The sequence below is a fragment of the Streptomyces sp. NPDC020845 genome, from assembly GCF_044334165.1.
GTDB lineage: Bacteria > Actinomycetota > Actinomycetes > Streptomycetales > Streptomycetaceae > Streptomyces.
Window position 1 is genome coordinate 282516 of the sequence record NZ_JBIRSJ010000016.1, and the last position, 25847, is coordinate 308362.

The 25847-nt window shown below is 69.5% G+C and carries 26 protein-coding genes and 2 pseudogenes; 11 read left to right on the plus strand and 17 right to left on the minus strand.

Annotation, left to right across the window (positions count from 1 at the left end; all coding sequences use genetic code 11):
- Positions 1-19 precede the first annotated feature (19 nt).
- The 4 genes and pseudogenes from ACH4U7_RS38415 to ACH4U7_RS38430 form a co-directional block, all read right to left on the minus strand.
- Complete coding sequence (locus ACH4U7_RS38415) at positions 20-1426, minus strand: arabinofuranosidase catalytic domain-containing protein (protein ID WP_398532431.1); 1407 nt, start codon at positions 1424-1426, stop codon at positions 20-22.
- A gap of 318 nt (positions 1427-1744) precedes the next feature.
- Positions 1745-2734: a GDSL-type esterase/lipase family protein gene (locus ACH4U7_RS38420; RefSeq protein WP_398532397.1), complete on the minus strand. Its 990-nt coding sequence runs from the start codon at positions 2732-2734 to the stop codon at positions 1745-1747.
- 46 nt (positions 2735-2780) lie between these two features.
- A pseudogene (locus tag ACH4U7_RS38425) lies at positions 2781-3086 on the minus strand (RICIN domain-containing protein); the annotation flags it as partial.
- A 12-nt stretch (positions 3087-3098) separates the two neighbouring features.
- Entirely contained in the window at positions 3099-4694 is a 1596-nt protein-coding gene (locus ACH4U7_RS38430) for an arabinofuranosidase catalytic domain-containing protein (protein ID WP_398532398.1), read from the minus strand.
- 1044 nt (positions 4695-5738) lie between these two features.
- On the opposite strand from ACH4U7_RS38430, the gene ACH4U7_RS38435 reads away from it, so the two are divergent.
- The gene (locus ACH4U7_RS38435) at positions 5739-6782 is read left to right on the plus strand and encodes a LacI family DNA-binding transcriptional regulator (protein WP_398532399.1); all 1044 of its coding nucleotides are present in this window, start codon (positions 5739-5741) and stop codon (positions 6780-6782) included.
- Between the two features lie 1178 nt (positions 6783-7960).
- On the opposite strand, the gene ACH4U7_RS38440 is transcribed toward ACH4U7_RS38435, so the two are convergent.
- Positions 7961-8380 carry a type II toxin-antitoxin system VapC family toxin gene (locus tag ACH4U7_RS38440; protein WP_319692189.1) on the minus strand — a complete coding sequence of 140 codons (420 nt, stop codon included), beginning with the start codon at positions 8378-8380 and terminating at the stop codon, positions 7961-7963.
- Positions 8377-8607 carry a FitA-like ribbon-helix-helix domain-containing protein gene (locus ACH4U7_RS38445; RefSeq protein WP_358643277.1) on the minus strand — a complete coding sequence of 77 codons (231 nt, stop codon included), beginning with the start codon at positions 8605-8607 and terminating at the stop codon, positions 8377-8379. The genes ACH4U7_RS38440 and ACH4U7_RS38445 overlap by 4 nt, the downstream gene beginning before the upstream one ends.
- 320 nt (positions 8608-8927) lie before the next feature.
- Between ACH4U7_RS38445 and ACH4U7_RS38450 the strand changes: the two genes are divergently transcribed.
- Positions 8928-9101: a hypothetical protein gene (locus ACH4U7_RS38450; protein ID WP_398532400.1), complete on the plus strand. Its 174-nt coding sequence runs from the start codon at positions 8928-8930 to the stop codon at positions 9099-9101.
- Positions 9102-9520: 419 nt separating this feature from the next.
- Here ACH4U7_RS38450 and ACH4U7_RS38455 read toward each other — a convergent pair whose 3' ends face one another.
- From ACH4U7_RS38455 to ACH4U7_RS38465, 3 genes are all read right to left on the minus strand, one after another.
- Positions 9521-10219, minus strand: a complete 699-nt coding sequence (locus ACH4U7_RS38455) for a class I SAM-dependent methyltransferase (protein ID WP_358643273.1) — start codon at positions 10217-10219, stop codon at positions 9521-9523.
- Positions 10220-10310: 91 nt separating this feature from the next.
- Positions 10311-11207 (minus strand): M56 family metallopeptidase, encoded by an 897-nt coding sequence (locus ACH4U7_RS38460; protein ID WP_398532401.1) that lies wholly within the window; start codon positions 11205-11207, stop codon positions 10311-10313.
- On the minus strand, positions 11204-11554 hold the full coding sequence (locus ACH4U7_RS38465) for a BlaI/MecI/CopY family transcriptional regulator (protein ID WP_358643269.1): 351 nt from the start codon (positions 11552-11554) through the stop codon (positions 11204-11206). Before ACH4U7_RS38465 ends, ACH4U7_RS38460 begins: the two co-directional genes overlap by 4 nt.
- Before the next feature lie 439 nt (positions 11555-11993).
- On the opposite strand from ACH4U7_RS38465, the gene ACH4U7_RS38470 reads away from it, so the two are divergent.
- The 4 genes from ACH4U7_RS38470 to ACH4U7_RS38485 all read left to right on the plus strand — a co-directional run bounded on the left by ACH4U7_RS38470 (position 11994) and on the right by ACH4U7_RS38485 (position 15246).
- Positions 11994-12170 (plus strand): hypothetical protein, encoded by a 177-nt coding sequence (locus ACH4U7_RS38470; protein ID WP_398532402.1) that lies wholly within the window; start codon positions 11994-11996, stop codon positions 12168-12170.
- Positions 12171-12267: 97 nt separating this feature from the next.
- Complete coding sequence (locus tag ACH4U7_RS38475) at positions 12268-12603, plus strand: hypothetical protein (RefSeq protein ID WP_398532403.1); 336 nt, start codon at positions 12268-12270, stop codon at positions 12601-12603.
- A 147-nt stretch (positions 12604-12750) separates the two neighbouring features.
- A complete protein-coding gene (locus tag ACH4U7_RS38480; protein ID WP_398532404.1) occupies positions 12751-14184 on the plus strand; it encodes a hypothetical protein in 1434 nt (477 codons plus the stop codon).
- A 183-nt stretch (positions 14185-14367) separates the two neighbouring features.
- Positions 14368-15246, plus strand: coding sequence for a DUF5134 domain-containing protein (locus ACH4U7_RS38485; RefSeq protein ID WP_398532405.1), 879 nt, complete (start codon positions 14368-14370; stop codon positions 15244-15246).
- Between the two features lie 547 nt (positions 15247-15793).
- On the opposite strand, the gene ACH4U7_RS38490 is transcribed toward ACH4U7_RS38485, so the two are convergent.
- From ACH4U7_RS38490 to ACH4U7_RS38510, 5 genes are all read right to left on the minus strand, one after another.
- The gene (locus ACH4U7_RS38490; RefSeq protein ID WP_398532406.1) at positions 15794-16033 is read right to left on the minus strand and encodes a hypothetical protein; all 240 of its coding nucleotides are present in this window, start codon (positions 16031-16033) and stop codon (positions 15794-15796) included.
- A complete protein-coding gene (lgt, locus tag ACH4U7_RS38495; protein ID WP_398532407.1) occupies positions 16030-16893 on the minus strand; it encodes a prolipoprotein diacylglyceryl transferase in 864 nt (287 codons plus the stop codon). The genes ACH4U7_RS38490 and lgt overlap by 4 nt, the downstream gene beginning before the upstream one ends.
- A 361-nt stretch (positions 16894-17254) precedes the next feature.
- The gene (locus ACH4U7_RS38500) at positions 17255-18163 is read right to left on the minus strand and encodes a M56 family metallopeptidase (RefSeq protein ID WP_398532408.1); all 909 of its coding nucleotides are present in this window, start codon (positions 18161-18163) and stop codon (positions 17255-17257) included.
- Positions 18160-18528 carry a BlaI/MecI/CopY family transcriptional regulator gene (locus tag ACH4U7_RS38505; protein WP_358643253.1) on the minus strand — a complete coding sequence of 123 codons (369 nt, stop codon included), beginning with the start codon at positions 18526-18528 and terminating at the stop codon, positions 18160-18162. The genes ACH4U7_RS38500 and ACH4U7_RS38505 overlap by 4 nt, the downstream gene beginning before the upstream one ends.
- Positions 18512-19069 carry a hypothetical protein gene (locus tag ACH4U7_RS38510; protein ID WP_358643251.1) on the minus strand — a complete coding sequence of 186 codons (558 nt, stop codon included), beginning with the start codon at positions 19067-19069 and terminating at the stop codon, positions 18512-18514. The genes ACH4U7_RS38505 and ACH4U7_RS38510 overlap by 17 nt, the downstream gene beginning before the upstream one ends.
- A gap of 144 nt (positions 19070-19213) precedes the next feature.
- Here ACH4U7_RS38510 and ACH4U7_RS38515 point away from each other — a divergent pair, with 144 nt between their 5' ends.
- From ACH4U7_RS38515 to ACH4U7_RS38535, 5 genes are all read left to right on the plus strand, one after another.
- Entirely contained in the window at positions 19214-19663 is a 450-nt protein-coding gene (locus ACH4U7_RS38515) for a DUF6153 family protein (protein ID WP_398532409.1), read from the plus strand.
- Positions 19664-19748: 85 nt separating this feature from the next.
- Positions 19749-20429, plus strand: a complete 681-nt coding sequence (locus tag ACH4U7_RS38520) for a DUF305 domain-containing protein (protein WP_398532410.1) — start codon at positions 19749-19751, stop codon at positions 20427-20429.
- 126 nt (positions 20430-20555) lie between these two features.
- Entirely contained in the window at positions 20556-21416 is an 861-nt protein-coding gene (locus tag ACH4U7_RS38525) for a F510_1955 family glycosylhydrolase (protein ID WP_398532411.1), read from the plus strand.
- Positions 21417-21618: 202 nt separating this feature from the next.
- Positions 21619-22761, plus strand: a complete 1143-nt coding sequence (locus ACH4U7_RS38530) for a HoxN/HupN/NixA family nickel/cobalt transporter (protein ID WP_358643243.1) — start codon at positions 21619-21621, stop codon at positions 22759-22761.
- A 331-nt stretch (positions 22762-23092) separates the two neighbouring features.
- Positions 23093-24583: a peptidoglycan DD-metalloendopeptidase family protein gene (locus ACH4U7_RS38535; RefSeq protein ID WP_398532412.1), complete on the plus strand. Its 1491-nt coding sequence runs from the start codon at positions 23093-23095 to the stop codon at positions 24581-24583.
- A gap of 164 nt (positions 24584-24747) precedes the next feature.
- Here ACH4U7_RS38535 and ACH4U7_RS38540 read toward each other — a convergent pair whose 3' ends face one another.
- The 3 genes and pseudogenes from ACH4U7_RS38540 to ACH4U7_RS38550 form a co-directional block, all read right to left on the minus strand.
- Positions 24748-25023, minus strand: a complete 276-nt coding sequence (locus ACH4U7_RS38540; RefSeq protein ID WP_398532432.1) for a TetR-like C-terminal domain-containing protein — start codon at positions 25021-25023, stop codon at positions 24748-24750.
- 71 nt (positions 25024-25094) lie between these two features.
- Positions 25095-25229 (minus strand): annotated as a pseudogene (locus tag ACH4U7_RS38545) (TetR family transcriptional regulator); the annotation flags it as partial.
- Positions 25230-25310: 81 nt separating this feature from the next.
- A complete protein-coding gene (locus ACH4U7_RS38550) occupies positions 25311-25466 on the minus strand; it encodes a hypothetical protein (protein WP_398532413.1) in 156 nt (51 codons plus the stop codon).
- Positions 25467-25847: the final 381 nt, after the last annotated feature.

Below are 25847 nucleotides of genomic sequence, written 5' to 3' on the forward strand. Positions count from 1 at the left end.
CAGCACGGGTGCGCGAAGCTCAGCGGTAGCCGGCCGCGGTGATGTTGGCCTGTACCGCGTCGTCGGTCGCGTCGGACGGGTAGCCGGCGACGATGGCCCCCTCGTAGAAGGTGCCGGCGCTCAGGTTGGCGCCGCCGCCGGGCTTGCAGCAGTCACCGCCGCTTCCCAGGACGATGGCTCCCTGTTTCTTCATCGGGCTGTATCCGTTCGGCAGGCCGCCGTCCCACAAGGTGGTCAGGCTGCCGGACTGCGCGTTGGCGCCCTTGAGGGCGAATCTCGACGTCCCGTTGTTCTTCAGCATCGCGGTGACGAATTTGCTGGTGAACGCCCGCTGGTTGGGGTTCCAGGACTGGCTGCCACCGGAGTACAGGCCCCATTCGAGATCGGCTTGCACCCAGGGGCCGCTGCCCGAGCAGCCGCCGAACCAGCACTGGGTGCTGAAGTTGATCGCGTCCATCGCCCCGGCGGCGTCGGCGCTCCTCGTCGTCTCGCTGTTGCCGTAGTCGAAGCAGCAGCCGCCGTTGACGTGGGTGCCGCTGGTCACCATGTACGCCCCTTCGGGCGCGCTGCCGGTGGGCACGCCCGTCAGGTGACCGTCCCGCCAGTAGCTGTTCCCGGGATTGATGTAGAGCGAGTACGCCTTGGTGCCCCCGGCGGTCAGCGACTCGGAGGCCGCCTTGGCGGGGCTGCTCTGGCTCGATCCCGGGACCTGGGCCGAACCCTGGTACCACAGGTCGTTGCCGTGTCCGGACTGGTCGTAGACGACCGTGATCACACACGAGGTGCCCGCGCAGAACGCGTCCTGCGCCGCCGCGTCGGCGAAGCCGCCGGCCGCAAGCACACCGATGTTCCTGGTCGCGTTGTCCGAGGAGCGCCTGACCTGGTACAGGTTGCCGCCGTACGACCCCAGGAGCGCCCGCACCGTGCTGTGCGCGGCCACGCACGGCGTACCGCCCGCCGCGTAGATGTCGCACGGGCCCGATCCGTCGGGCGACGGAGTCGACGGCGTGCTCCACTTCTGGTTGCTCTGGCCGTTGCAGGTCCACAGGATGACCGCGGTGCCGTTGGCCGTGCCCGCCCCGTTGACGTCCAGGCACAGGCCGGACTGGACGCCGGTGATGGAGCCGTCGGCGTTCTGCCGCCACTGCTGGTTCTGCTGCCCGTTGCAGGACCAGATGATCACCGCGGTTCCCGGAGCGGTCCGGTTGCCGTAGGCGTCCACGCACCGGGTGCCGCCCATCGTCCTCAGCTCACCCGCCGACGTGAACTCGAACGCCTGGTTCGCCTGACCGTTGCAGTCCCCGATGTCCAGCGCGGTGCCCGCCGTGTCGGCACCACCCATGACATCCAGGCACCGCCCCGACGCCGCACTCACCAGGGGTGCCGGCGCCGATGCCGACCGCGCCGGCGCGATCGACAGCAGCATGGCCAGCAGCGCCGTCACGCAGACGGCGGCGGCCGCCGTTAAGCGGGAGCTCCGGAACGAAACCGATGAAGGCTGCATGGTGTTCCTCGGGTATGTGGAGGGCGAGCATCTGGGAGCGCTCCCACTTTGCAAAACGCGCTCAGACATCCCATGTTCCATAGTGATTCCACAAGGTACTTCGTCTGTCAATACGCATATCACTCCCGGTCCGAACCCAATCCATCCCATGTTTTCCTCGGTCAGACCGCCGTGAAGGCGTGCCAGAACCAGCGCCCGGCCAGAGCCGCCGCACCGGGCGCGAGAGTTCGCCGGATCACCTCACTTAAAGTTCCAGTGCTGGTTGGTGCCGCCGTTGCAGTCCCAGATCTCGATCTTGGTGCCGTTGGCGGTGCCGCGGCCGGTGGCGTCGAGGCACTTGCCGAGCGCTCGCAGGGTGCCGTCGGAGCGCGCGGACCACTGCTGCCCGGTGGAGCCGTTGCAGGTCCAGATCTGCGCGGCGGTGCCGTTGGCGCTGCTGCCGCCGTTGACGTCCAGGCACTTCCCCGCGATGCCGGAGCGCACCTGCCCGCCGCCCACGGAGACCGGCGGCTTGATCCAGCCTGCGGCGTCCGCGGCCTGGACACCCGCGTCGAATGCCGCCGCCATCTTGCTGAAGCCGTTGTCGTTGGGGTGCAGCGAGTCGGACAGGTCCGCGGTGGTCAGGGCGCTCATGTCGACCAGGCGGACGTGCTTGCCGGCCGCCTGCTCGGCCTGGACGATGCCGGGCAGCTTGGCGTTGAACGCGGGCCGGTTGGCCTCCTCCGTACCGCTGGTGGAGATGATCACGGTGCCGACGAGGACGGTGGCGTCGGGTGCGGCGTTGGTGATCTGGTCGATCAGCGCACGCATCCGGTCGGCGGCGGTCGGGATCTGGTAGTTGCCGTTCAGATCGTTGGTGCCGATCTCCAGGGTGATGACATTCGGCCGGAAGCGGGCCAGCACGGAGTCCGCGATGCCGGCTATCTGGTCGATCCGCCAGCCGTTATGGCCCTCGTTGTCCGGGTCGGACATGGTGCCGTTGCGGCCCGAGCCGACGAAGTCCTGGGTGTGCCCCTCGGCGGCCAGCCGGTTCCACAAAAAGCTCCGGTAGCTGTTCCCGGACGCGCTGCCGACGCCCCAGGTGATCGAGTCGCCCAACGGCATCAGCCGCAGGGTGGCGGGCGCGGCGGCGGACGCCGAGGTGCCGGTGGCGGCCGCCGCGGGCCATGCCGCGCCCATACCGAGCGCGGTCAACAGCACCGCGGCCAAGGCTGTCAAGAGCTTCTTCATCTGTTTCCTCACTGGTGCGGGACAGCGGGCGTAGGGAACGAGCCGGTCAGCGCGGGGTGAAGTCCTGGTTGGAGCCGGCGGCGTTCTTGCACGGCCATTGGTCGAGTTGCTGGCCGGTGTTGCTGCCGCCGCCGTAGACGTCCAGGCACAAGCCGCTGTTCTGGTTCTGGAAGGAGTACGAGCCGTCGGACTGCCGCACCGGCAGCCACAGGCTGCCGGTCGCCCCGTTCGCGGCCTGCTGCACGATGTCGGGCGTACCGGCGGCGGTGGCATCGCCGGACACCGCCACGACCAGCCCGGAGTTCTGCGCCTGCAGCCGGCCGTAGCCGCCTGAGGCCGGCACGAACTCGAACTGCTGGTTGGGTCAGCTGAGGTTCCACTGCTGGTTGGAGCCGCCGTTGCAGGTCCAGAGTTCGGCCAGGGCGCCGTTGGCGGTGGAGGCGCCGGTGACATCGAGGCAGAGTCCGGACTGGGTGCCGGTGATCGTGCTGTTGGAGTTCAGCTGCCACTGCTGGTTGGCGCCGCCGTTGCATGGCCAGGTCTCCACCTTGGTGCCGGCGGAGGTCTGGTTGTTGTACGCGTCCAGGCACATCTGGCTGCTGCCGCTGTAGACGGTCAGCTGGTTGGAGGACGTGCGGGTCCAGGTCTGGTTGGCGGTGCCGCTACAGTCCCAGATCTGCGGCTGTGTGCCGGCCGTGGTGGACGAGTTCGGCACGTCGAGGCACTTGCCCGCGCCCACCGCGTGCAGCGCGCCGGTGCTCGTCCCGCCGGACGCATTGCTGTATCCGGCCGCGGTGATGTTGGCCTGAACCGCGTTCTCGGTGGCGTCCGACGGGTAGCCGGAGGTCATCACCCCCTCGTAGAAGGTGCCTTGGGCGCCCTTGCTGTTGTCGCCACCGATGCCCAGGATGATGGCGCCCTGCTTCCGCATCGGGTTGTAGCCCGCGACGTTGGGACGTGGTCCGTCGTAGAAGGTGGACAGGCCGCCGGACTGCGCGTTGCCCCCACGGATCGCCCAGTGGTTCGGGCCACCCTTGATGATGGCGGTCGTATACCGGTGGTTGATGGTCGGGTCGCCCGCGTTGTAGTGCTGGTTCACCCCGGAGAACAGGCCGTTCTCCAGGTCGGCCATGATCCAGGGGCCGTTGCCCGCACCGTAGCCCCAGACCTTGATGTTGCCGAAGTAGATGGCCTCCATGGTGCCGTTGCCGTCGTCGTTGTTGGACGTCTCGGCGTTGCCGTAGTCGAAGCAGCAGCCGCCGTTGTAGTGCGTGCCGTCGAAGATCGCGTACATGCCTTCGGGGTTGTCCCCGGTCGCGATGCCGTTGGTGTGGTTGTTGCGGTACCCCGTGCCGGGCGCCACGAAGACGCCATAGGCCTTGTGGCCGCCCACCGTGGTGGGCGCGGCGGTCGCGTTCGCGAGGTTGTCGGGACCGCCGGCGGCACCGCCGCCGGGCGCCTGGGTGAGATGGTTGCCGCGGCCGGACTGGTCGTAGAGGATCGTGATCAGGCAGGTCGTCCCCGCGCAGAACGAGTCCTGCGCGGCGGCGTCGGCGTACCCGCCCGCACTCAGAACGCCGACATCCCGGGTGGTGTTGTCCGAGGCACGCCGGACCTGGTAGAGCGGCCCGTTGTACGAGGCGTACAACGCCCGCGTCGTACTGTGCGCCGCCACACAGGGCGTACCGCCCGCCGCGTAGAGATCACACGGCCCGGACGTGGCGGCCCGGGCCGTCTCCGCCGTGGCCGTGGCACCGGTCAGCGCGCCGACGACGAGCACGGCCGCGGCCCCCGCCCGGGCGAACGTTCTCGGCAGGGAGCGGTGGGAGCGCTCCCATTGATGTACAGGTGCCTGAGCCGGCACATTTTCCGGCCTGCCGCGGCGCCGCAGCGCCGCGAGCAGCCGTTGGACGCCACCGCGCCCGGACAGCAGGTGGCGTCTCGTACGTGTGGTTCCCATCTGATCTCCCTACCGTGCCGGCGTAACCCAGTCCGGGTTTTGTTGGTGGCGCTGACATATGCGGAAGCGCTTGCATGTGCCGTCGTGCAGTGAGATTGCAGAGAGGTTTCGGGGGGAGACGGTGCTCCCGATTCCGCGGGGCTGTCAAGGGTGCGGAGCCTTCTTCTGCGACTCTTGTCGCGGAATCGGTTCGATGGCCGATTCCTGCGGATCGGCCATCGACCGGCGTGCTTGAGCAGGTTCGGCGAGGTGGCGGGCAAGTGGTGGTGCGCCTCCCGCCCGCGCGGCGCGGCGGATCGCGTGGGTTCGCCCGACGGCCGGGCCCGGATCACCCGGGCGACCCACCGCCACGTCACTGAACAGGGACGCAGCCACCGAACCCCGGGTGATGAGGGGCCGGTGCGATGGCACGGGCCGAAGCGGCGGGGTCTCGGCCCGTGCGTCGGCGCCGCCCTGGTCTTGCGGCACGCCATTGGCCCCACCCTCCGCCGGTCGTAGCTTCCCGTCGAAGCGCTTGCGTCGAATCGATTCGCTACATATTCGCTACATGCCCTCCCGCAACGCGTGAGACGCGGAACGCGTGTCAGTGCCCGGCTGCCCGACGCAGTTCCCCGCGTACTCATGACACTCGGGCATTCTTTGGCCGCCCTGGCCCACGGCGCGCAGGCCATCTGCCTGGCACCAGGGCGATCGTCCGGCACCACCCATGACGAGTCCCTCGGGGGTGGCTGCGCCGCCGTACGCACGGCCCGCCGCCGCGGACTCATCACCCTTGCGCCGCACATCCACAGCGAAGTGGCGCCGAAGCCGAGGAAGACACGACGAGACGAGACCCGGCCGCTTGGCCACGGCCGCCATGACTCCACCGACGACGGCGATCATGCTGACGGCACCGACACGAGGCGAGGCGGACACCTCGCCGGCAGCTGGATCGACGACGGACTCCCCGACGGCTCCGCCCCTCCCCACCACTCCATGCCCCGCCGGCGAACCGATTCGCGCGAGGTATCCTTCCGGCCGGCAGGCAGGTTCTTGGGGAGTCGCATGAACATCGGGGAGATCGCCCGGCGCGCCGGCGTGTCACGCAGCACGGTGTCGTATGCGCTCAGCGGCAAGCGGCACGTCGCGACCAGCACCCGCAGACGGATCCAAGACGTCATCGACGAATGGGGATATCGCCCCAACGCGGCCGCGAGGGCTCTCAAGGAGGGCCGGACCCGGACGATCGGTCTCGTGATCCCACCGGCCGGCAACCGGCTCACGCACATGCAGCTGGACTTCGTCGCCAGCGTGGTCGACGCCGCCGCCCGGGTGGACCTGGACGTGCTGCTGTCCTCCTCCGGCGGGGATCACGACCGTTCCTTCGAGCGCCTGGTCTCGGAGTACCGGGTGGACGGCGTGATTCTGATGGAGATCCTCCTGGAGGACCCTCGCGTGGGCCGCCTGCAGAACGCCGGGCTGCCCTTCGTCGGTATCGGGCACACAGCCGGCGACCAGCAGATGTCCTGGATCGACGTCGACTACGCCGGCTTGATCCAGCGCTGCGTGCGGCACCTCGCCGATCTGGGGCACCGCCGGGTGGCTCTGCTCACCCGTTCCCCGGAACTCATCGCGGCCGGCTACGGCCCCGCGCGCAGGGCCAGGGAGGGCTTCGAGACGGCCCTGACCGAACGCGGTCTCGACGGCATCGAAGTGTCTTGTGGGGACGATGCCCGCTCCGGCCAGGAATGCGTCGAGGCGCTCCTGCGCAGCCATCCGGACCTCACCGCGGTCACCACCATCAACGAGGCCGCCCTGCCCGGCATCCAGCGTGCGCTGGCGGACACAGGCCTCGAAGTGCCGTACGACTTCTCCATCACCGGAGTGGCGGCCAGGACATGGGCCGAGGACTTCCGTCCGCCGCTCACGGCGGCGGACGTACCGGCCCAGGAGATGGGGGAGAAGGCCGTTTCCCTGCTGGTGGAACGCATCGCCTCGCCGGACACGCCGCCTCGGCACATCCTGTTGACGCCCCCGATCTCACTGCGCTCCAGCACAGCCGCGGCACCCACCGCCCGGCCGTCGCGAGTCGATCGCGCGGCGCACTGACGCACTGAGCTTGTCGTTTATCTGACGAGATCGAAACGTACCTTGAACTGGGTCGCTCACCTGGGCATTCGCCGGACATGCGGGTGGCCTCGGCTTGATCATGTGCTCTGCCCTGGTGGACCGTCCAGCCGATGGCGCCCCGCCGAGTGGTGTGGCCGCGATCGCGGCGAAGATGCAGGTCGCGCGCAGCCTCCTGCTCGGCGCCGGCGGTCGCCTGACCCCTCGTCAGCTCGGAAACGCTGCCCCCGGCGGCCCCGTGGGGCGACCTCGTCAACCATCAGCAGCATGACATCGACGGCACCATGCGCCTGGGTCGTCTCCGACCAGCCGTCCCCCCACTGGTCAGCCCGGAGACCTTCGAGGACGTACAGCGCCGGATGGCCTCCCGCGGTCCCGCCTCCGTCGGACGGTACGTGGTGCGCACCCGGCACGGGTACGCGTTCAAGGGCCTGGTGGTCCACAGCACCTGCGGACGCCGCATGCAAGGCAACTGGGCGCACGACCAGGCCTATTACCGGTGCCGGTTCCCGCGCGAGTACGCCGTGGCCAACAAGATCGACCACCCCCTCAACGTCTACCTGCGCGAGGCCGACCTGTGCGATCCCCTGGACGCCTGGCTCGCGCAGACGTTCGCTCCCGCGCGCATCGAGCACTCGCTCACCGCGCTGGAACAGGCCCAGCCGACCGCGGACATCGAGACGGAACCCCTGCGGCGTGCTCTGGCCGACCGCGACCGCAAGCTCGCCCGACATCGCGCCGCTCTCGAAGCCGGAGCCGACCCGAAGCTCGTGGCCACATGGAGCCGGGAGGTACAAGCCGAGCGGGCCGCGTGCGCCGCCAAAATGGCACAGGCCGAGAACCGGCGCGGAACCCACCGGCAGATGAGCCGCGAGGAGATCCGCAGCCTGGTCGACGCCCTCGGCGGGCTCCTGTCCGTGCTGCACCAGGCTGATCCCGCTGACAAGGCCGAGGTCCACCGGCAACTCGGGCTGCGGCTGACGTACGACCATGAAACGCAAACGGTGCTGGCCGAGAGTCGGCCAGCACCGGTGGGCGTACTGTGCGTGTCCGAGGGGGGATTCGGGCCGATGCCCCACGGCTCACGCCTCTCACGACGGTGCTGGCGCTGGTGTAGCCGCAGTCGCAAGCTCTTGGCGGGACGCGCAATGGCGGCTGCTTCAGCCGGAGGTTTCGAACGTCTCGATCTCGCAGCGCGCCACGCCGCTCTTGTCGATCCTGGCGTCGCTGGTGATCAACGGCAGTCCCAGACTCTCGGCCAGGGCGACATACTGCGCGTCATAGGCGGAGAGGTTGCTCGACAAGCCCTTGACGCGCTCCCAGAGGATCAACGTCTCATGCCGGTCGAGCGCCAGATCGCGGTATGTCGCCACGGCCTTGCGGAGCTGTTTCTCGCTCAGCTTGGGCTCGCCGCCACGCCGGCCGCGCGCCAGGCCGAGCAATGCGGACATGATCTCGTAATCGATCAGGTGCGGTGCGGCGAGACGGTCCTCCTTGGCGACACGTTCGCGTACCCGGTGCCCGGTGGGGCCCTCGTCGCTCAGGAAGAAGACGAGTGCCGAGCAGTCGACGACGATCAACGGCCCGCCCTCGCGTCGTCGATCGCGGCCAGCACGTCCGACGTACTCAGGCTCGCCCCGGCCTCGGCTTCCGCGCGGGCGGCGGCCTCGGCGAGCGTGGGCCTGGCGGCTTCACCGACGAGGAGGTCGAGTGCGTAGGCCTGTAGCGACTTGCCCGCCTTCGCGGCGCGGGCCTTCAGCGTGGCAAGTGCATCGTCCGGCACATCGCGAATAGTCAGAGCAGTCATGCCTGCATTTTAGCAGCATTGCATGCAAAATGCAGCTTCGCTCGCACTGCTGATGTCGGAGACTGTCAGTGGCTCTCAGCGCGCTGCACCCGAGGCATGACGGCCCACGCGTGCCCTCGCGCCGGTCGCGGGCTCCACCGACCCTGTCGGATGCGTCGCCTTCGCCTGCAAGTTCCCGCTCCGCGGCATCCTCGCCGGCCAGGGCTCGGTGGGCGCGCTGATCGCCGCCCCGTCGTCCGGCCCGAGACGGTGACCACGCGGCCCGGCATCCGCTTCGGACTCATCGACCATGCCCCCTGCTGCTGGAAGGGACGCTCGGCATGACGGACCCGAACGCGTGCGTCCTGCTCAAGCGGGACCTCGCGGTGGTGATGAGCGCTGAGGCGCTGTTCACCCTCACCGATCTGTGCGGGCTCGGCACCGACGAGGCCGTCACCAGCGCGGTCCGGACCGCGACCGCCGTCACCAGGGCCGCTGTGCGCGCGATTGCGTAGCGGCGAGGAGGAGGGGGCGGACCCACGTGCCGGTGTGCCGCACCAGCTCGACGACGGGGCGGGGCCCGGATGCCCCGCGACGAGATCGCCCGGCTCGTCCGCTCGATGTACCCGGCCCTGGCCGGCCTCGGATGTGGCTCCCGAGACCGACATGACAGGCGTCAGGGCGTCGTCATTCGTTGCCGTGGCGCTGAAAGGGCCGGAAGGAGCGTGCCGCGGGCGGCGGACGCTCGGCACCGCGCGTCATACCGGCGCCTGATCTCAGAGATGCTGTGGAAGCCGCTGCGTATCGGCCTCGAACGCCGCGGGCCGCGCGCGGTCATGACCGTCGGATCAGCCGCGGCAAAGTGAGCCTGCCGGCCGTGGTGGAATCCTGAGCCCGGTCGGCGATCCGGCGGCGACGTGTGCGTCAGGATTCCTCACCCCCCGGCGTCCGCGCCAGCCGCCGGCGTGGACGCCGGGGACGCGGGCTTGCGGGCGGTCCCGATGACACACGGGGCGCTCGGCGTGGTGCGCCCCTTGATGACGAAGTCGAAGTGCCGCGCGCGCTCGATGGTGAAACCGGCGTCCCTGATCGCCTGTTCGCTGTCGCGTGTGAGGTTGCAGCCGCCGCCGAGGAGGGGCCACACCAAGTTGACGATGCGCTGCTTCCTGGCGAATCGGGGGTTCGCCGAGCGGATGTGCTCGTAGAAGAACAAGCGTCCACCCGGCTTCAGCACACGCGCGGCCTCCGCGAGCGCCTTCGGGACATCGGCGATGGTGCAGAGCACAAGTGAGGCCACCACCGCGTCGGCAGAGCTGTCGGGCACTGGCAGCGCCTCGGCCCGGCCTGCACGAACCTCCACGTGCACGCGAGCGTCGGCGGCCGCCCGTTCGGCCTGTGCGCGCAACCGCGGCTCGGGCTCCACCGCGATCACACGATCCGCCCGCGGGGGATAGTGGCAGAAGTTGGCGCCGGTGCCCGCGCCGATCTCCACGACCAGTCCGGTGGCCTCGGCGAGCAGTTCCTGACGGTGCTCGATCGCGCCATGAGCCTCTGCCACGGCGTTGATCTTCGGATAGATGCGGGCGAACAGCGGGTGACTCACCTTCGACTGCCGAGTGGCGGTCATCGTCATGACGGCATCTCCTTCCCGATCCCGGATTGACGCCACCACCCTACTACGCTCACGTAGTAGATACTATCTCGTCGTAGTAGCCCGGCTCGGCTCACTTGCCCACGCAGGCAAGCGGGGTCGCCGCGATGAGCGTCGCGGAGCCCGCGAGCACCCAGGCGTAGGCCGCGACACCGGCGGCGGAGGACGCCACACGCCGACACGTCGGGCGCACGGGGCGAGGCGGTCGCCCCTTCTCCAACTGGGTGATGCGCGCTTCCAGAAGATCCTGGGCTCCCATGGCGGCGGCCGGAGCCGCGGCCGCCCACCGGGGTGCGTCAGTGGCTTTGAGTAGCGCACCGGCGACCGCGGCCGTGCCATAACGGGCCACCGCGTGGCGGTCGGCCGCCAGTTCGCGATCGGCGGTATGGACAGCGCGCAGCTGACCCAGCAAGGGGAACCCGAAGTGGCGCGCCGTCAGAGTGGCGGCAGCCAGCGCCTTCAGCGGGTCACGGCCACGTACGTGTGCGCACTCGTGCGCCAGCACCGCCGAAAGTTCCCCGCGGGCCGCGGCGGCCACCATTCCGCTGCTCACCGCGACCCGCGGTCGCAGCAGCCCGTAGGTGAACGCGAAAGGAGCGGCGGCCTCGATCACTGTTACACGCCCAGCCATGCAGGCGTCCACGGCAGCGTCACTCAGGGCGAGGTTTTCGACCGCCGGACTCACGGCCCGTTCCCGGACCTCCCGGGCGACCGCTCGAGTCGCGCGCAGCCCTCGCCGCAGGCGCCACGCCGAGCGCGCGGTTCCCGCGGCGGACAGGGCAAGCAGGGTCGCGCCCGCCCACGCGGCGCCGGACCGCAGGATGCCGATGCCGTGGTGAGTGGCCTGCCAGACGAGCGCCATGGTCAGACAACAGGCCGCATATGCGACGGCCGCCCGGATAACCGTCGCGACCCCGATCAGTGCCCAGAACGCCCGGTTCCCGGCGCCGCCGCGCGCAGCGTCGGTCACGGCGAATCCTCCAGTAGCCGACGCAGCCTGTCGCGCAGCGTCGGATCGAGTGAAGCCTGCGCCGCGAAGTGAGCGACCGCCGCATCTCCATGGGTCTTCAGCACGTCATGCACGGCCAGGGCGGCCTCGTCCGCGACCGCCGGTGCGTAGGCGTATCCCCGGCCGCGCGGCTCACGGTGTAGTACCCCCTTCTCGGCGAGGCGACTCATGACCGTCATGACGGTGGTATACGCGAGCGGCCGCGGCCTGTCCGCGTTGAGCCGGTCCAGGGCTTCACGTACCGTCAGCGAGACCTGCGCGTCCCAGCAGGCACGCATGACCTCTCCTTCCAGCGAGCCCAGTGCCACCACGACCACCTTTCCCAGGGCCTTGTCTACTATCTGAGCGTAGTACGCAATCCAGTACTCCCCAAGCCACCCGCCCCGGACTGATGCGCTTCGCGCGCAGCCAGGGGCACGAAGGCGCCGAGGATTTCGACGACAAGTGGATCGCATGCGCCGCCGTCTCCCGTCTTCCGGCCTCGCTTGTCCCCGTAGCGCCCCTGCCCCGCCGCAGCAGCGCGGCGGGGCGGCAACCCCGGCAACACCATCAGCGCAATCCCGATCGTGTACGAGGTGACGATTGCGATGTCCGTCCCGACAGGAGTGCCCCTGCTGTTCTTCATCATCTGAGGGCCCCTGCCTCCCAAGCCCCCGCCGCCTCGATGCGGCCTTGGGTACTCCCCAGGTGCTCTCACCGGACATACCTGCCCTCCCCCCCCCCATCCAGACCAGGAGGGTTCCGACCATGGACGCGACCCGTTCCCTCATCCGCCGCGCCTCACGCGCCGCCACGGCGTCCGCCGCGCGGCGGATCGCCCAGCGGCCGGGCATCGACACCGTCATCGCGGAGGTTCTCCCCGGGGACAAGGGCCAAGGTCGCCGAGTCGCAGCGAGGCGGCCGCAGGGTCGCCACGGCCGGTGACGGCGGCAACGACGCTCGCGCCCTCGCCCATGCGGGCCTGGGCATCGCCGTCGGCGCCGGCACCGACGTCGCCATCGAGACCGCCGACCTGGTCCTGATGCGCTCCGCCCCCCTCGACGTGCCCACCGCTCTGCGTATCGGCCGGGGCATCCTGCGCAAGATGCGGCAGAACCTCGGCTGGGCCATCGGCTACAACGCCATCGCCCTCCCCATGGCCGCAGGCGTCTTCGAGCCCGCCTTCGGCCTGGTGCTCCGCCCGGAGATCGCCGCGCTGTCCATGTCCGGCTCCAGCGTCATCGTCGCTGTCAACGCCCTCTCCCTCAAGCGTCTCCAGCTGCCATGGGCAGCCCCATCTCCTGCCGAACAAGCATCAGGCGGCCCTGCGGGCCCCGACGCCGGCGAGCCCCGTGCCACGGGCCGCCGCGCCATCTGATCTCGCCTACAGGACTCTCCGGTGACGCGAGGCTCGACGAGGGGGCCATCGCGACCCCGAAACGTCTGCCTACACATTGCCAAGTACCCCCTAGGGGTATAGCTTCCGGAGTTCACACGCTTCGCGGCACCCAAGAAAGACGGGGACATGGGCTGGCTTCTGACGGGGGTGGCGAGCGGTGCGCTCGCGCTGTTCAGCACCTACTGGGACGACTCGCTGCACACCGACGTCGGGCGGGACACCTTCTGGAGCCCACCGCACATGCTCCTCTACGGCTCGATCCTGGTCACCCTTGCGGCACTCGCCCGGTGGGCGTGGCCGCGAGCCCGCCAGGAAGGTGTGGCCGGTGTCGTGCGCGACCCCGCGCTGCGCTGGGCCACGGTCTCCGGGGCCGCCGTGGGCATCGCGGCGCCCGCTGACGCCGCCTGGCACACCGCCTTCGGCCAGGACGCCGTCCTCTGGAGTCCGCCACACCTCCTGGCCATCGTCGCGACCCTGGCCCTCACGGTGACTTTGCTGCGGGCCGTCGCGCAGGAAGGAGGCGGCGGCCTGGCGGTCACCGCCGCCGAAGCGCTGGTCCTGGCCGCCGCGCTGGTGCCGGTCATGGAGTACGACTCCGACGTACCCCAGTTCCCGGCACTCTGGTACCTGCCCGTGGTCAGCACCGGGTTCACCCTGGCCGTCCTGCTGATACGCCGGTTCGACCCGCAGCCGGGGGGCATGGTCCGCGCCGCGCTGCTGGTCACCGTCGGACGGCTGCTCACGGTCGCTTTTCTGGCCGCGCTCGGCCACTCCACGCCGATCGTCCCGCCAGTCCTCCTCGTGGCGGTCGCGGCCGACCTGGTCCACCGGTGGCGCCCCTCTTCGTGGTGGTCGGCCCTCGTCATCCCGGTCGGCGTCCATGCGGTGTATCTGCCGCTGCTGCCCGTGATGCCGCACGGCACGGTGGTCGCCGTCTCCCAGATCGCGCCCTCGCTGTCGCTGTCTCTCGTGGGCTCCGCCCTGATGGTCCTGGCGTCCGAAGGGGCGCCGCGCGCCTGGCATCGCGGCGTGCAGGCCGCGGCCGTCGTCTCGGCAGTCCTGCTCGCCGTTCCTCTGCTCACCGCGACGCGGGCTCTGGCCCATGACCCGGGGCAGGGCGCCGACGCGGGTCAGGCGCGATGGAGGGCGTCTGTGCGGGAGCAGGCCATCGAGGTCACGCTGGCGACGGGCGACCCGGCTCTGCGGCCAACCGGCCTGATCGCCCGCCGCGCCGGGGAAAAGGTCACCGCACAGCTCTCGCCCGACGCCGACGGCGCCGCGCACGGCAGGATCAGATTGCCCTCAGACGGCCGCTGGTTCCTGTATGCGACATTCAAGGATTCCCGGGAGCGGACGGCAGAAAGCTGGGTCGTCGTCCAGCAGGGGGCGGGACGGACCCTCTCCGAGGCGCGTCCGATATACCTGCCTCCGACGCAGATTTACGGCGCGGGTCGGACCGCCGCCACGGTGATGCTGTACGCCATGTCCGCGGCGATCCTCGTCGCCATCGCCCGGTCCGGCCGCCCGCCCCGGAACATACGGCCCCAGGCAGCGAACTGACCGCCGGGGCCGTCCGAAAGGGCAGCGGCGCGGAATCCCGTCATCCGCGTGAACATCCTTCGCCCCCGAAACGTACTAAGGGCCATAGCAGTTAACGGCCCCCAGCGCGTCGAAGAGCGCGCAGTGCGGCGAGTTGGCGTCCGATCGCGCCGACGCCGCGCTCGGACGATCGGGAAGGCGAAGATGGGAATTCTGGCTCTCAGTTGGTCCGTGGCGGTGGTGGCCGGTCTTGTGGCCGCCGTCAGTGCGGTCCGGGTGGCGACAACCGGCGGCGAAACCCGCTTCGCGGCGGGGGGTGAGCTGCTGATGGGGCTGTGCATGGCCGCCATGGCCCTGCCTGCCACGGCCGCCTGGTACGCGAGCTACGGCATGTGGTGGGCGGCGGCGTTCGCTCTGCTCGGACTCGGCGGCGTCGCACTGGCGGTCAAGCACACGCGCGAGTGCGGATGGAAGCACGGCCGCCACTGGGTGCACCTCATCGTCGGCAGCGCCGGCATGGTGATCATGACCCTTGCCATGACGAGTACGTCATCCGGCCCCGTGCTTGCGCTGGGCAGCGGCTCCTCCATGGCGCACATGCCAGGGATGGAGATGGGGACCGGGGCGGGGATGGACCACACGGCCGGCATGGAGGCCATGCCGGGGATGAAGGGGTCCGGCATGGACATGCCAGGCATGGCCACAGCGGCGGCCGACGCCGGCTCATCCGCGGCGTCGGCTTCCGCGTGGCGCCTCGTGGTCGCGGCGCTGGCCGTCTACTTCCTGTTGTCGATCGGCGCATCGGTGTGGGCACGGGTCCGGGGCACCGGCAAGGACGGCCTGGCCGCAAGCCGCGACGGCGGCCGAGGCCGCAGCTGGGGCCGCTGGCTGCTCGCCATGCCGGACACGGTGATCGTGTTTCTGGTGTCCTTGACGACCTCGGTGTGGGACAGGACCCGGACCGCGGAGCGCGCGGGCCACGGCCGCCGTCGCAAGCTCGGCGCCGCTCCGGACGCGGCGCTGGCAGCTCACGTCGGCATGGGCGGAACCATGTCCGCGATGCTCTTGATGATGGTCGCCTGATGACGCCGGGCCCCGGCCCGCAGGCAGTACGGGGTCGGCGGATGTGTGCGCGACCGCCTCCGAAACCCCTCGCACGACGTGCGGGCGGGCTGTCGCCCGAGCCCGCTCACCGCCGCCTCGACCTGTCCCCACCTCACAACACCCACTGGGTACCTCAGCGGGAAAAATCGTTGGTCGAACGGATCCATGTGGGCAGCGCCACAGATGTGCTCGTCGGACGCGACGCCCTCAACGACGCGGCCGCCCTCGCCACTACGGACCTGGGCCTGGCCATGGGTGCGGGCACGGAAGCCGGCCGTGCCCGCACCACGCGGCCCCATGGATCAGCCACTGCCGCACTGCCTCCGGCAGGTTTCCGCGCATTCGGAACCCGCCGTTGCCAAGGCCGGTCAGATGGTCCCCCAGACTATGTGAACGGGCGACCACGACTCGGCGATTCGATCAGCTGCCCGCACCGTCGTGCCGCCGCCCGGGCAGGCACGCGGTCGACGCGTCGCGAGCGCGGGTGCCACGGACACCGAGGCGCTGGCGCGCGATGGCCGCCCACCTATCTGGCGTCGAAGATCCCGGCCCGCCATGCCCCGATGGCCACGACAAGGATGCTGCCCACCAGGTAGAAGGGCGAATGGCCGCCGGGGAGGAGCGTCACGGCATGGCTGAACTCCTCGATCCAGTTGACCACGAGTGTGAGCAGGCCGAGCACGAGAAGGGACCAACCGACGATCCGGGACGTCCGGGAGCGGGTGTGCAGTCGGCCCACCTTGAGCTTGTGCGCTTCCTTGGTCATGCCGTGGCCCTCTCTTCCGGGTCGGGGTGTGCGGATGCGGTGTCGGCGCCCGTGGGGTCGTCGCTCGAGCCCCGTCTCGCCGAGCGGACGAGGAAGCCGACGGCCACGGTGAAGACAGCGATCGAGGTCCAGTCGTTGAGGCGGAGCCCACCGAAGGTGTGGGCCTCGTCGATGCGCAGGTACTCGATCCAGAAGCGGCCGACCGTGTACGCGGCGGCATAGAGGGCGAAGCTCTGGCCCCGCTTCATGGCGAACCGCCGACCGGCCCAGATCAGCAGAAGGGCGACGCCGACGTTCCACAGCGACTCGTACAGAAACGTCGGGTGGTAGGTCGCGATGTCGGGGCTGGACTCCGGCCGGTGTGCGCGGTCGATCTTGAGCCCCCAAGGAAGCGTCGTCGGCCGCCCGTACAGCTCCTGGTTGAACCAGTTGCCCCAGCGTCCGATGGCCTGGGCGAGGGCGAGCCCAGGTGCCACAGCGTCGGCGAAATCGAGCAGGGAGACGCCCCGGCGGCGGCAGCCGTTCCAGGCGCCGAGCGCGCCGAGGGCGACCGCGCCCCAGATACCCAGTCCACCCTCCCAGATCCGCAGCGCCTTCCACGGGTCGCCGCCTTCGCCGAAGTACGCGTCGGGGCTGGTGATCACGTGGTAGAGGCGGCCGCCGACGATACCGAAGGGGACGGCCCAGATCGCGATGTCCTCGACCTCGTGGCGGTCGCGCCCTCGGGCGGCCCAGCGGCGCCGGGTGAGCCATATGGCCACGAAGATGCCCAGGATGATGCAGAAGGCGTACGCCCTCAGAGGCAGTGGCCCCAGATGGACGACTCCCTGCGCTGGACTGGGCAGGTAAGCGAGTTGCATGCGGACAGCATACGTAGTTCCGTTAAGCAGGTTAGTAAAGAACGGATTGAATCTCTCCTCGGCGACCCCTGATGCCACTGCTGCGACCCGGTACCGCCACCTTGCCTGCGCGGCAATGATCGACGCCGTAACCGGCCGCCACACGGCGCAAGGTACAGCGAAGGCTTCATCATTCGCGCGAACGCACCCGCCTCGCGGCACTCACTGGATCGTTAAGTGATTTAGCAGTAGTCTGCCACCGGCACCTCGCCAACCGGGAGCCTCTGCTCGAGGAGCGCCCTCGGCGCAGGCAGGAAGGCGGGTCGGGGCTCCCGGGAGGTGCGGAACGAGAACGGCAGTGGGACGTGAGGGCCTGGCGCGATCAGGGCCCGCACGCGACCAACAGCGGCAGCAGCGGAGCCGCGATACTGGCTGCCACGACACCGAGCCACGTCGCACGATGCGGCCGGGGCTGCGGTGTGAGGACGCGGCGCAGCCGGATGAGGGCACCTGGCCCGCCGGCACCCAGAGCCGCCTGCGGCGCCTGGCCCGCCGCCACCTCGCACATCGCGGTCGCGAGTGCGTCCCTGGAGTGGAATCTCAGAGCCCTGTCATCCGCGATCATCTCGACCAGCAGCGCGGTCTGTTCCTTGGCATGCCGGGCGAGGGGCAGGCCGGGGAAGGCGCGGGAGAACGCGTCCACGAGCAGATGCAGCAGGTGGTGCCTGCCGTCGATGTGAGCGCGCTCATGCTCCAGTACGGCACGCATCTGCGCCTCGGACAGGACGTCGAGGGCGCCCCGGGTGACGACGACACGACGGCGCCGTCCGGGCAGGCAGTAGACGGCCGGGGCACCATGGTCCACGACAGTGGCGTCGTATCCGGGGGCCGGCTCGCCGACCAGGGCGAGCATGTCGAGGTGGCGCTGCCGCGCCCGTCGCGCCCGCCAGACGCAGAGCGCGAGCCAGCCGAGGGGCAGCAGCACGATCGCGAGGGGGGCGGCGAGCGCCAGGGCGTCACCGAGGGTGGGTGCGGACTCGCCTGCCGGTGCGTCGGCGGCCAGACCGCAGGCGCTGAGCAACCCGATGAGGCCGTCATGCACATGCTGCTCGGCCATGACCAGGTGGTACACCGCGAGCGCGGTGGCGACGACGAATGTCGCCATGAGCCCCTGCCATGCGAGGACCGCGGTGACCGGAGTGCGGTGCGGCCACCGTGCCCGGGACAGCAGGGGCGGCACTGCGGCACTCACCAGGACCGCGTATCCGGCCAGGACCACAGCTGTGATCATGCGTCGTTCCGCCTCTTCGTCGCCCGGAGAGCCGAGCGTAGTGCTTCCGCCTCCTCGGGCGTGATCTGTTCGAGGAAACTGACCAGAGTGCCGGCCGGGTCCGGGTTGCCGCCGAGCGCCTCCTGCATCTGCGAGGCCGTGTACTGCTGACGCGTGCACGTGGGCTCGTACACCCAGGCCCGCCCCTCCTTGTGCCTCTTCAGCAGTCCCTTGCCGTGCAGGATGTCGGCCACGGTCTTCACCGTGCTGTAGGCGATGGGCCGCTGCTTGTTGATATCCGTCAGCACGTCCCGCGCGGTCGCCGGCCGCCCCCAGGCCCACAGGCGGTACATGATCTCCGCCTCGAGCTCACCCAGCTGACGCACGATCGCTCCCTTCGCCCCCGGAATGCGAACCTTCCGGTACCAGTGAACGTTCATCGTAATCGGCGGAGCCTTGCAGCTCGGCGGGGTCTCGCCGCGCGGGCACGGGCGGCACCGGACACGCGGCGGCGGTACGCAGACGCCGGACCAGGGCGTGCGTCAGCAGCGCGAGTGAGGCCACGGCCAGGACCGGCTGAGCGGGGGCCCAGTACGAGAGGGCTCCGCTCACCCCGAGGGCCAGCACCACCAGCTTGTTGCAGATCGGGCAGCCGACGGCGAACGCGGACAGCACGCCCGCGAGCAGCGCGCGGCGCCCTCGCGGCCCATCGGCCCGCACGGCCGGAGGCCGGCCGGCGTAGGTCGCCACCAGCAGGCCCATGAGCAGCGATGACGCCACCCAGACCGGATAGTTCCACCACAGCACGGGGGTCATCCGGGTGTAGAAGGGTGTGGGGACGACTCCGGTCGGCACGCCGATGGCGACACCGGCGACGAGGGCCACGGCCACCGCCACCGCCCATTGACGTGGCATCCATGTGCGCATGCGCCCGCCTTTCTGCCGTAACCTTAACGCCAAGCAGCTTAGTAGAATAGTCGCCGCCCGACCTGTCGCCGCATGCTCCGGTCCGCTTCGGTACCGTCGGGGGCATAGTCCGGAGCGAGCGCACACGGAGGCACCGGAGTGCATGTGAGCCGATACGTACGGTCAGGAGGAGCCCTCGGGCACCTACTGCTCGTCGTTGTGCTCGCGCTGGGCATCTTCGTGATGCACACGACGGGTCACCCGGACGGCGCCTCCGGCGCAGCCACGGGCGCCTCCCCGCATGCCCCAGCCACGACCGCCCACACGGACGACAGCACCACGTCGCCGCAGGCCGTCACCGTCTCCTCCCACTCTTCGGCTTCCGCTCAAGACATCAAGGCGTCCTCCCACTCCCCGGCCATGGGGATGGACATGGCATCCCTGTGCGTGGCTGTGCTCAGCACGTGGATTCTCGCCGGCCTTCTCCGGGCGGCTGTGAGCCGCGGGACGGACTGGCTGGTGCGGCTTCGCGACGGCGCCGCCGGAGTCCTGCGCCCCGATCCCCCGCCACGCAGACCACCCGACCTCGCTCGACTGTCGGTCCTGCGGATCTAGGCCGAACGCCACCGCGGGCGCTTCTCGCTACCCGCGCCCCCGTTCGCCGACCATTCCGCAGAACAGACAACACGAGGTTTTCGACATGACCGCCATCAAGCGCAGCATGCGCCGTCCGCGAGTCCGCCGCATCGCCCTTGTCAGCACCATCGCCGCCGCGGGATTGGCCCTCGCCGCCTGTGGCAGCAACGACGACATGGGCGGCATGGACCACGGGAGCAAGAGCTCCGCCTCCGCGAGCGCGACCGCCGGGGAGAACCCCGCACCGGGCGCGTTCAACGATGCGGATGTGACGTTCGCGCAGATGATGATCCCCCACCACGAGCAGGCCGTTCAGATGGCCAAGCTCGCCGACGACCGGGCCGAAGACGCCGAGATCAAGACCCTCGCCGGGGACATCGAGAAGGCCCAGGACCCCGAGATCCGGACGATGAAGTCCTGGCTCAAGGCCTGGGGCAAGCCCGAGTCCGGCAGCGGCATGCCCGGCATGCCCGGCATGGACCACGGTTCCGGCAGCTCCGACGACTCGGGTGTGTCCGGGATGATGTCCGACAAGGACATGAAAGAGCTCGAGGCCGCCAAGGGCGCGGACTTCGACAAGATGTTCGCGCGGATGATGATCGACCACCATAACGGCGCGATCGACATGGCCAAGGACGAGCAGAAGAACGGCAGGAACGCCACTGCCAAGAAGCTCGCCGCCGATGTCGTCAAGAATCAGACCGCCGAGGTCAAGCAGCTCAAGCTCATTCTCGAAAAGCTCTGATCCGATCGCGCACTGACCGCTCCGGGCTCAGCCGGCCACGCCGGGGAGCCCGGCGCGGTCGCCCCAGCTCCCACCGCGGCGCGCCCGGGCCGCTCCCTGGCGCGCCCACACGACTCCCGAGGACTCATGAACAAGCGTCACGCCGTCGTAGCAGCCACCTCCGCCGCCCTCGGCCTCACGCTGGCCGCCTGCTCCAGCAGTGACGGCGACACGGACTCATCCGTCACTGCTGTCAGCCACATTCACGGACTCGGGCTGGACCCGTCCGGCCGACGCCTTTACATCGCCACCCACGAGGGCATCTACACCCCGGACTCCAAGGGCAAACCCAAACTGGTGGGCGACAGCAAGGACGACTTCATGGGCTTCACGGTGGCCCGGGACAAAACCTTCTACGCCAGCGGCCACCCCACCTCCGGGGCGGACGGCCCCGGCAACAAAGGACTGATCAAGAGCACCGACGCGGGCAGGACCTGGGAATCGCTCTCCCTCTCGGGGGAGTCCGACTTCCACGCGCTGGACTACGCACACAACACCGTCTACGGCTACGACTCCACCAACGGCCTGCTGCGCACCAGCAAGGACGCCACCACCTGGAAGAACGGGGCGACACTCCAGGCGCTCGACATCGCGGTCAGCCCGAAGGACGCCGACCTCGTCCTCGCCACCACCGAAGAAGGAATCGCCCGCAGCACCAACGGCGGGAAGACCTTCGACAAGGGCGAGCAGCCGGTGATGGCCTTCCTCTCCTGGAAGGCGAACAACGCCCTCTATGGCATCGACACCTCCGGCAGACTGAGCCGCAGCACCGACGCCGGAGCCACGTGGAAGAAGCTCGCCACCGTCCCCGGCGGGCAGCCCCAGGCGCTCACCGCCGTCGACGCCGAGCACGTCCTGGCCGCCACGCAGAACGGGGTGTACGAGTCGAAGGACGGCGGCAAGACGTTCACCAAGCGCCTTGCCATCAAGTCGAGCGGCGGGCACTGATCCGCCACGTTTTCGCTCATCGGGCTGGGGATGTCGCCGTGGTGGCGCGGCCCCGGCCCTGGGTGCCGGCGTGCACCAGTCCGTCTCCCGTCTGCCCCGAACCCTCGGGCAGACAGCCCGCGCGCCTTACTGCACATGCTTTGCACATAGAGGTGCCAGTGCAGTACAGCGCTACGAGACAGCTCCCCGGGGGAAGCCACCCATGAGCAAGAACACACCGCCCACCCGGCGACCCACCGCACAAGGCCGCCGGTTCGACCGAGGCGAGATACGTCGCCTCGCGGCGATGTACGGCGTGGTGGCGGCGCTCCACATCGCGGGTTTCGGGCTGTTCGCGTACTACAACGCGCGCTACCACGGCCTCACCGACAGCCAGGGGCGTTTGCTGTACGCGGGGGCAGCGGGCTTGGCGTACACGCTCGGCATGCGCCACGCTTTCGATGCCGACCACATCTCGGCCATCGACGACACCACCCGCTACCTGCTGCAGAAGGGCAAGCGCCCCCTCGGGCTCGGCCTGGCCTTCTCGCTCGGCCACTCGTCCGTCGTATTCGGCCTCTCCGTCGGTATCGCCTTCGCCGCGCAGGCCGCGAACCGCTTCCAGGCCGGCTTCGCGGAGATCGGCGGTGTCATCGGGACACTGGTCTCCGGCGTCTTCCTCTACGCGATCGCCGCACTGAACCTGGCGGTCCTGCGCGGTATCGTCCGCACCTGGCGCGAGGCGAAGGCAGGCCGCCACGAGCCGGAGGAACTGGAGCGGTTGCTCGCCGACCGCGGGTTGATGAACCGGGTCTTCAAGGGCCGTTACAACCGGTTCATCGAGCACAGCTGGCAGCTCTACTTCGTGGGCCTGCTCTTCGGCCTCGGTTTCGACACCGCCACGCAGGTCGGCGCGCTGGGACTCGCGGCGGGCTCGGCGGCGGACGGTACGCTGCCGCCGCTTGCCATCATCGCGCTACCGCTGATCTTCGCCGCCGGTATGAGCTTGATGGACACCACTGACGGGGTCTTCATGGCGAAAGCGTATGAGTGGTCGTTCTCCAACCCGGTCCGCAAGATCTACTACAACCTCACGATGACCGGCCTTTCGATCTTCGTCGCGTTCGTCGTCGGCACGGTGGAACTGGTCACGCTGCTCGCGGAACAGCTGGGTGCGGCCGACCACCGGCCCTGGTCCTGGCTCGTCGGCATCGACCTCAACACGATCGGCATCGTCATCGTGGTGACGTTCCTGGTGACCTGGATCGGCGCCGTGACGCTTTGGAAGATGCGACGTTTCGACGAGCGTTATCCGACACACCGCCCAGCCGTTGAGGTGGAGCCGGAGCCCGACCCATCAACCTAGGCCGGGGAGGCAAGGGACACCTGGGCTCCGCCGCTCCGCTCGCGCGCGGAGCGACGTACACCGTCACGGCCCGCGCCACGAGCTCTGGCGGCGCGTCCGCTCAGGGTGGGGTGCCGCGACGGTCAACTTGACGAACAGCTATGCTGTTAAGCAGATTAGACGCGTGGTGAACCGAGACCTCGATCCGAGCACTCCGACCGGGAGACCGCACTTGATCACGGCGAAGCCTTCCCGGGCGGATTGAAACCCGTCGGAGATTTGTCGATGTGGCGTACCGCCGGACGAAGTCGCCGCCGGTGCCCCTCCTGCTGAGGCGAAAGAGAAAACAGTGGTGAACGAGCGACACGCATGGGGGAGTCCAACCCCGATCGACCACGCTCCCGACGCCTCTCGCGGGACCTGCCCGGAGAACGAGCATCAAAGTGCCCAGCGCGACCCCGAAGGGTATGTCGGCTATGGCGACGAAGACCTGCTGTTCGGCCCGAGGCTCAGCACGCACGACACCGGCCCGTACACCTCATCCGAGTCCGGAACGGACTGGTATTCCACCGACTCTTACAGCACCTATCGGGACGGCGCCAGAATCTATGACAGCACGGCCGCCGCCCCTGACCACATGCAGTCCGCCTATCAGGCGTCGTACAACGCCGACGGCTATGACACCACCGCGATATGGGATGCACCCGGCTACCCGAGGGCGACCTCGCGCGTGGTCGGCGCCGACGTGGTGGACACGACTGGTCACGAGGCACCAGCCCAATGGGCAGACTCCACCGACGAGTGGCACACCGGAAGGCCAGTTCCTTCACGCCTCGGCAGTGAGGCTCAGTCGCATACGTGGAGCACGAGCCCGTACACGGATCCCTATAGTCCGTTCGATCCCACCGCATCGCCGGGTTCCCCCGGCTCTCCGGCCGAGGAGTCACCCGGCCGGACGTCGCCTCAACCGACTCCCGAGCCCAAGCACACAGCTGTGTCCGCGTCCCTGCCCGAGGAGCCCGAAGACACCTCCCAGGCCATCTCCAAGGAAAGACGGACAACCCCTCCCAGATCTCGTCGCGTGGACGCCCGCAACCGCCGTGCGTCCGCCCGGCGGTCCGCGCTCCTGACCGTCGCCGTCCCGTCCGTCGCCGTCATGGGGATGACAGGCGTCGCCGCCGTCTCCGTCGGCGTCGACGACCAGGGTGAGAGGGCCGCCCCAGCCGCCCTGGACGCGACACCGGCCATCGATCCGTCGGTCGCCAACGGCAAGATCGACGCACAGCTCGCGGGCCTCACCACCGACGCCCACGACTTCGCCGACCGCGCCAGCCGGACACAGGAGCGCATCGACCTCAGACAACGACAGCTTGAGGAGCAGAGGCGCAGGGTAGCGGCGGAAGCGGCACACAGGAAGGCGGAAGCGGCACGGAAGGAGGCGCTCCGCCCGAAGTTCGCCCTCCCCGTCGCGCAACGAGGTGTCGGTGAGTTGTTCGGGGCGGCCGGCTCCATGTGGTCGAACCGACACACCGGGCTCGACTTCCCGGTCCCCATGAACACCCTGGTAATGGCCGTCACCGACGGCACGGTCGAAGCCAAATGGAACCAGTTCTACGGAAACATGGTCATCGTCACCGCCCCCGATGGCACGGAGACTTGGTACTGCCATCTTGCCAGTGCCAAAATCCGAGCCGGCCAAGTCAAGGCAGGAGATGTCATCGCCTACGCCGGGAGTTCCGGCAACTCGTCGGGACCGCACCTGCATCTTGAGGTGCACCCCGGCGGCGGCGATGCGATTGACCCGCTGGCCTGGCTTCGCAGCCACGGCCTGGACCCCACGTAAGCCCCATCGGTGAAGGCGGCCAGGATGTTGAAGAACATCTGCCCCTGGGGTCGGCGGGGTCGTAGAGCGAGAGCTTGACGCCGAGGGCGGTGAGTGAGTCGCCGAAAACGGCCATCGAGAGCGTCGGCTATCCCTTCCGGCCGTATCTCGGTCGGCTCCGTTCCTCAACAGCTGATCCCGCGCCAGCGGGTCAACACCGTCTGCTCGGCCCAGCCCGGCGCTACCGGCAGGCCGCTGATGTGCCGGGCGAAGACAGCCCCGACGAGGTGGTCGACGGTCGCTTCCACGTCGAGGTCGCTGCGCACGTCGCCGCGATCCATGCCGCGTTCAAGGAGTGCGGACGCCGGGGCCCGGCGTGGTTCGGCGACACGCTCGCGGAAGCGGGCGAGCAGTTCGGGGTGGCGTTCGCGTTCTGCGAAGACCGTTCCCAGCAGCGGGATGCCGGCATCGCGGCGGCGGTGAGGTCGGCCCTGTCCCGGTAACGGCGGTAAGTCGCCGGCCGTCCCACGGCAGCCGCCCGGGCTACGGCCTCGAAGGACATGCCGCGATAACCCTCCTCGGCGAGCACACGGACGGCGGCCCGCAGGATGGCCTGGTCGACCTCGCTGCTGCGCGGGCGTCCCCGTCGTTCCTCAAGCTCCGTCATGGCCTCTTCCCGATGCGGCTCTGCGTGCGGCGCGCACGGCGGTCGCGGGAGCCGGACGGCCAACCCGGCAACCGTCGCCGGCTAAATCAGCCAGGCCGAAGCCGACAAAACCGCCGCCCAGCCACAACTGATCAGCGCCAGCGCCGCACAACGCACCGTGCCGACCGACGAACAAATCCGCGACATGATCAAGGGGGCCACGCCCACATTGGCGTCACCGCCGGCGTCTACGCCCACGTCCGACTCCGCCTCCAACGCCAAGCCATCGACACCCTCGGCAACACCCTCGGCTCAACCGACGACCCACCTGCCGCAGGCATCGTCCGCTGACGTTGCCGTCAGCGTTGCCGTCAAACGGCCAGATGCCCTCCCGGAACGTCCGGGAGGGCATCCGCCTTTCACTGAGCCTCTTCCAAGCTGGCGGTTGGTTGGACCGGTGCCCCCGGTGGCGGGCATAAAGAAAGCTCCTGGTAGACGGGTTCACGACTAAGATCACCAGTCCGCCAGGAGCTCTCGTGCTTGGCTACCCGTCCGCCATCGATCTGTCCAGCCGCGCCCTGCGGCACGTCTCCGGTCTTCTCGCAGGTCACCGCCGCCGCATCGGCTCCCGCTGGCGCC

Bases quoted from the DNA above. Each gene is read 5' to 3' on its own strand.
- ACH4U7_RS38415 (WP_398532431.1), bottom strand. From the start codon at position 1,426: ATGCTGCTGTCGATCGCGCCGGCGCGGTCGGCATCGGCGCCGGCACCC.
- ACH4U7_RS38420 (WP_398532397.1), bottom strand. From the start codon at position 2,734: ATGAAGAAGCTCTTGACAGCCTTGGCCGCGGTGCTGTTGACCGCGCTC.
- ACH4U7_RS38430 (WP_398532398.1), bottom strand. From the start codon at position 4,694: ATGGGAACCACACGTACGAGACGCCACCTGCTGTCCGGGCGCGGTGGC.
- ACH4U7_RS38435 (WP_398532399.1), top strand. From the start codon at position 5,739: ATGAACATCGGGGAGATCGCCCGGCGCGCCGGCGTGTCACGCAGCACG.
- ACH4U7_RS38445 (WP_358643277.1), bottom strand. From the start codon at position 8,607: ATGACTGCTCTGACTATTCGCGATGTGCCGGACGATGCACTTGCCACG.
- ACH4U7_RS38450 (WP_398532400.1), top strand. From the start codon at position 8,928: ATGACGGACCCGAACGCGTGCGTCCTGCTCAAGCGGGACCTCGCGGTG.
- ACH4U7_RS38455 (WP_358643273.1), bottom strand. From the start codon at position 10,219: ATGACGATGACCGCCACTCGGCAGTCGAAGGTGAGTCACCCGCTGTTC.
- ACH4U7_RS38470 (WP_398532402.1), top strand. From the start codon at position 11,994: ATGGACGCGACCCGTTCCCTCATCCGCCGCGCCTCACGCGCCGCCACG.
- ACH4U7_RS38475 (WP_398532403.1), top strand. From the start codon at position 12,268: ATGCGCTCCGCCCCCCTCGACGTGCCCACCGCTCTGCGTATCGGCCGG.
- ACH4U7_RS38480 (WP_398532404.1), top strand. From the start codon at position 12,751: ATGGGCTGGCTTCTGACGGGGGTGGCGAGCGGTGCGCTCGCGCTGTTC.
- ACH4U7_RS38485 (WP_398532405.1), top strand. From the start codon at position 14,368: ATGGGAATTCTGGCTCTCAGTTGGTCCGTGGCGGTGGTGGCCGGTCTT.
- ACH4U7_RS38490 (WP_398532406.1), bottom strand. From the start codon at position 16,033: ATGACCAAGGAAGCGCACAAGCTCAAGGTGGGCCGACTGCACACCCGC.
- lgt (WP_398532407.1), bottom strand. From the start codon at position 16,893: ATGCAACTCGCTTACCTGCCCAGTCCAGCGCAGGGAGTCGTCCATCTG.
- ACH4U7_RS38500 (WP_398532408.1), bottom strand. From the start codon at position 18,163: ATGATCACAGCTGTGGTCCTGGCCGGATACGCGGTCCTGGTGAGTGCC.
- ACH4U7_RS38510 (WP_358643251.1), bottom strand. From the start codon at position 19,069: ATGCGCACATGGATGCCACGTCAATGGGCGGTGGCGGTGGCCGTGGCC.
- ACH4U7_RS38520 (WP_398532410.1), top strand. From the start codon at position 19,749: ATGACCGCCATCAAGCGCAGCATGCGCCGTCCGCGAGTCCGCCGCATC.
- ACH4U7_RS38525 (WP_398532411.1), top strand. From the start codon at position 20,556: ATGAACAAGCGTCACGCCGTCGTAGCAGCCACCTCCGCCGCCCTCGGC.
- ACH4U7_RS38530 (WP_358643243.1), top strand. From the start codon at position 21,619: ATGAGCAAGAACACACCGCCCACCCGGCGACCCACCGCACAAGGCCGC.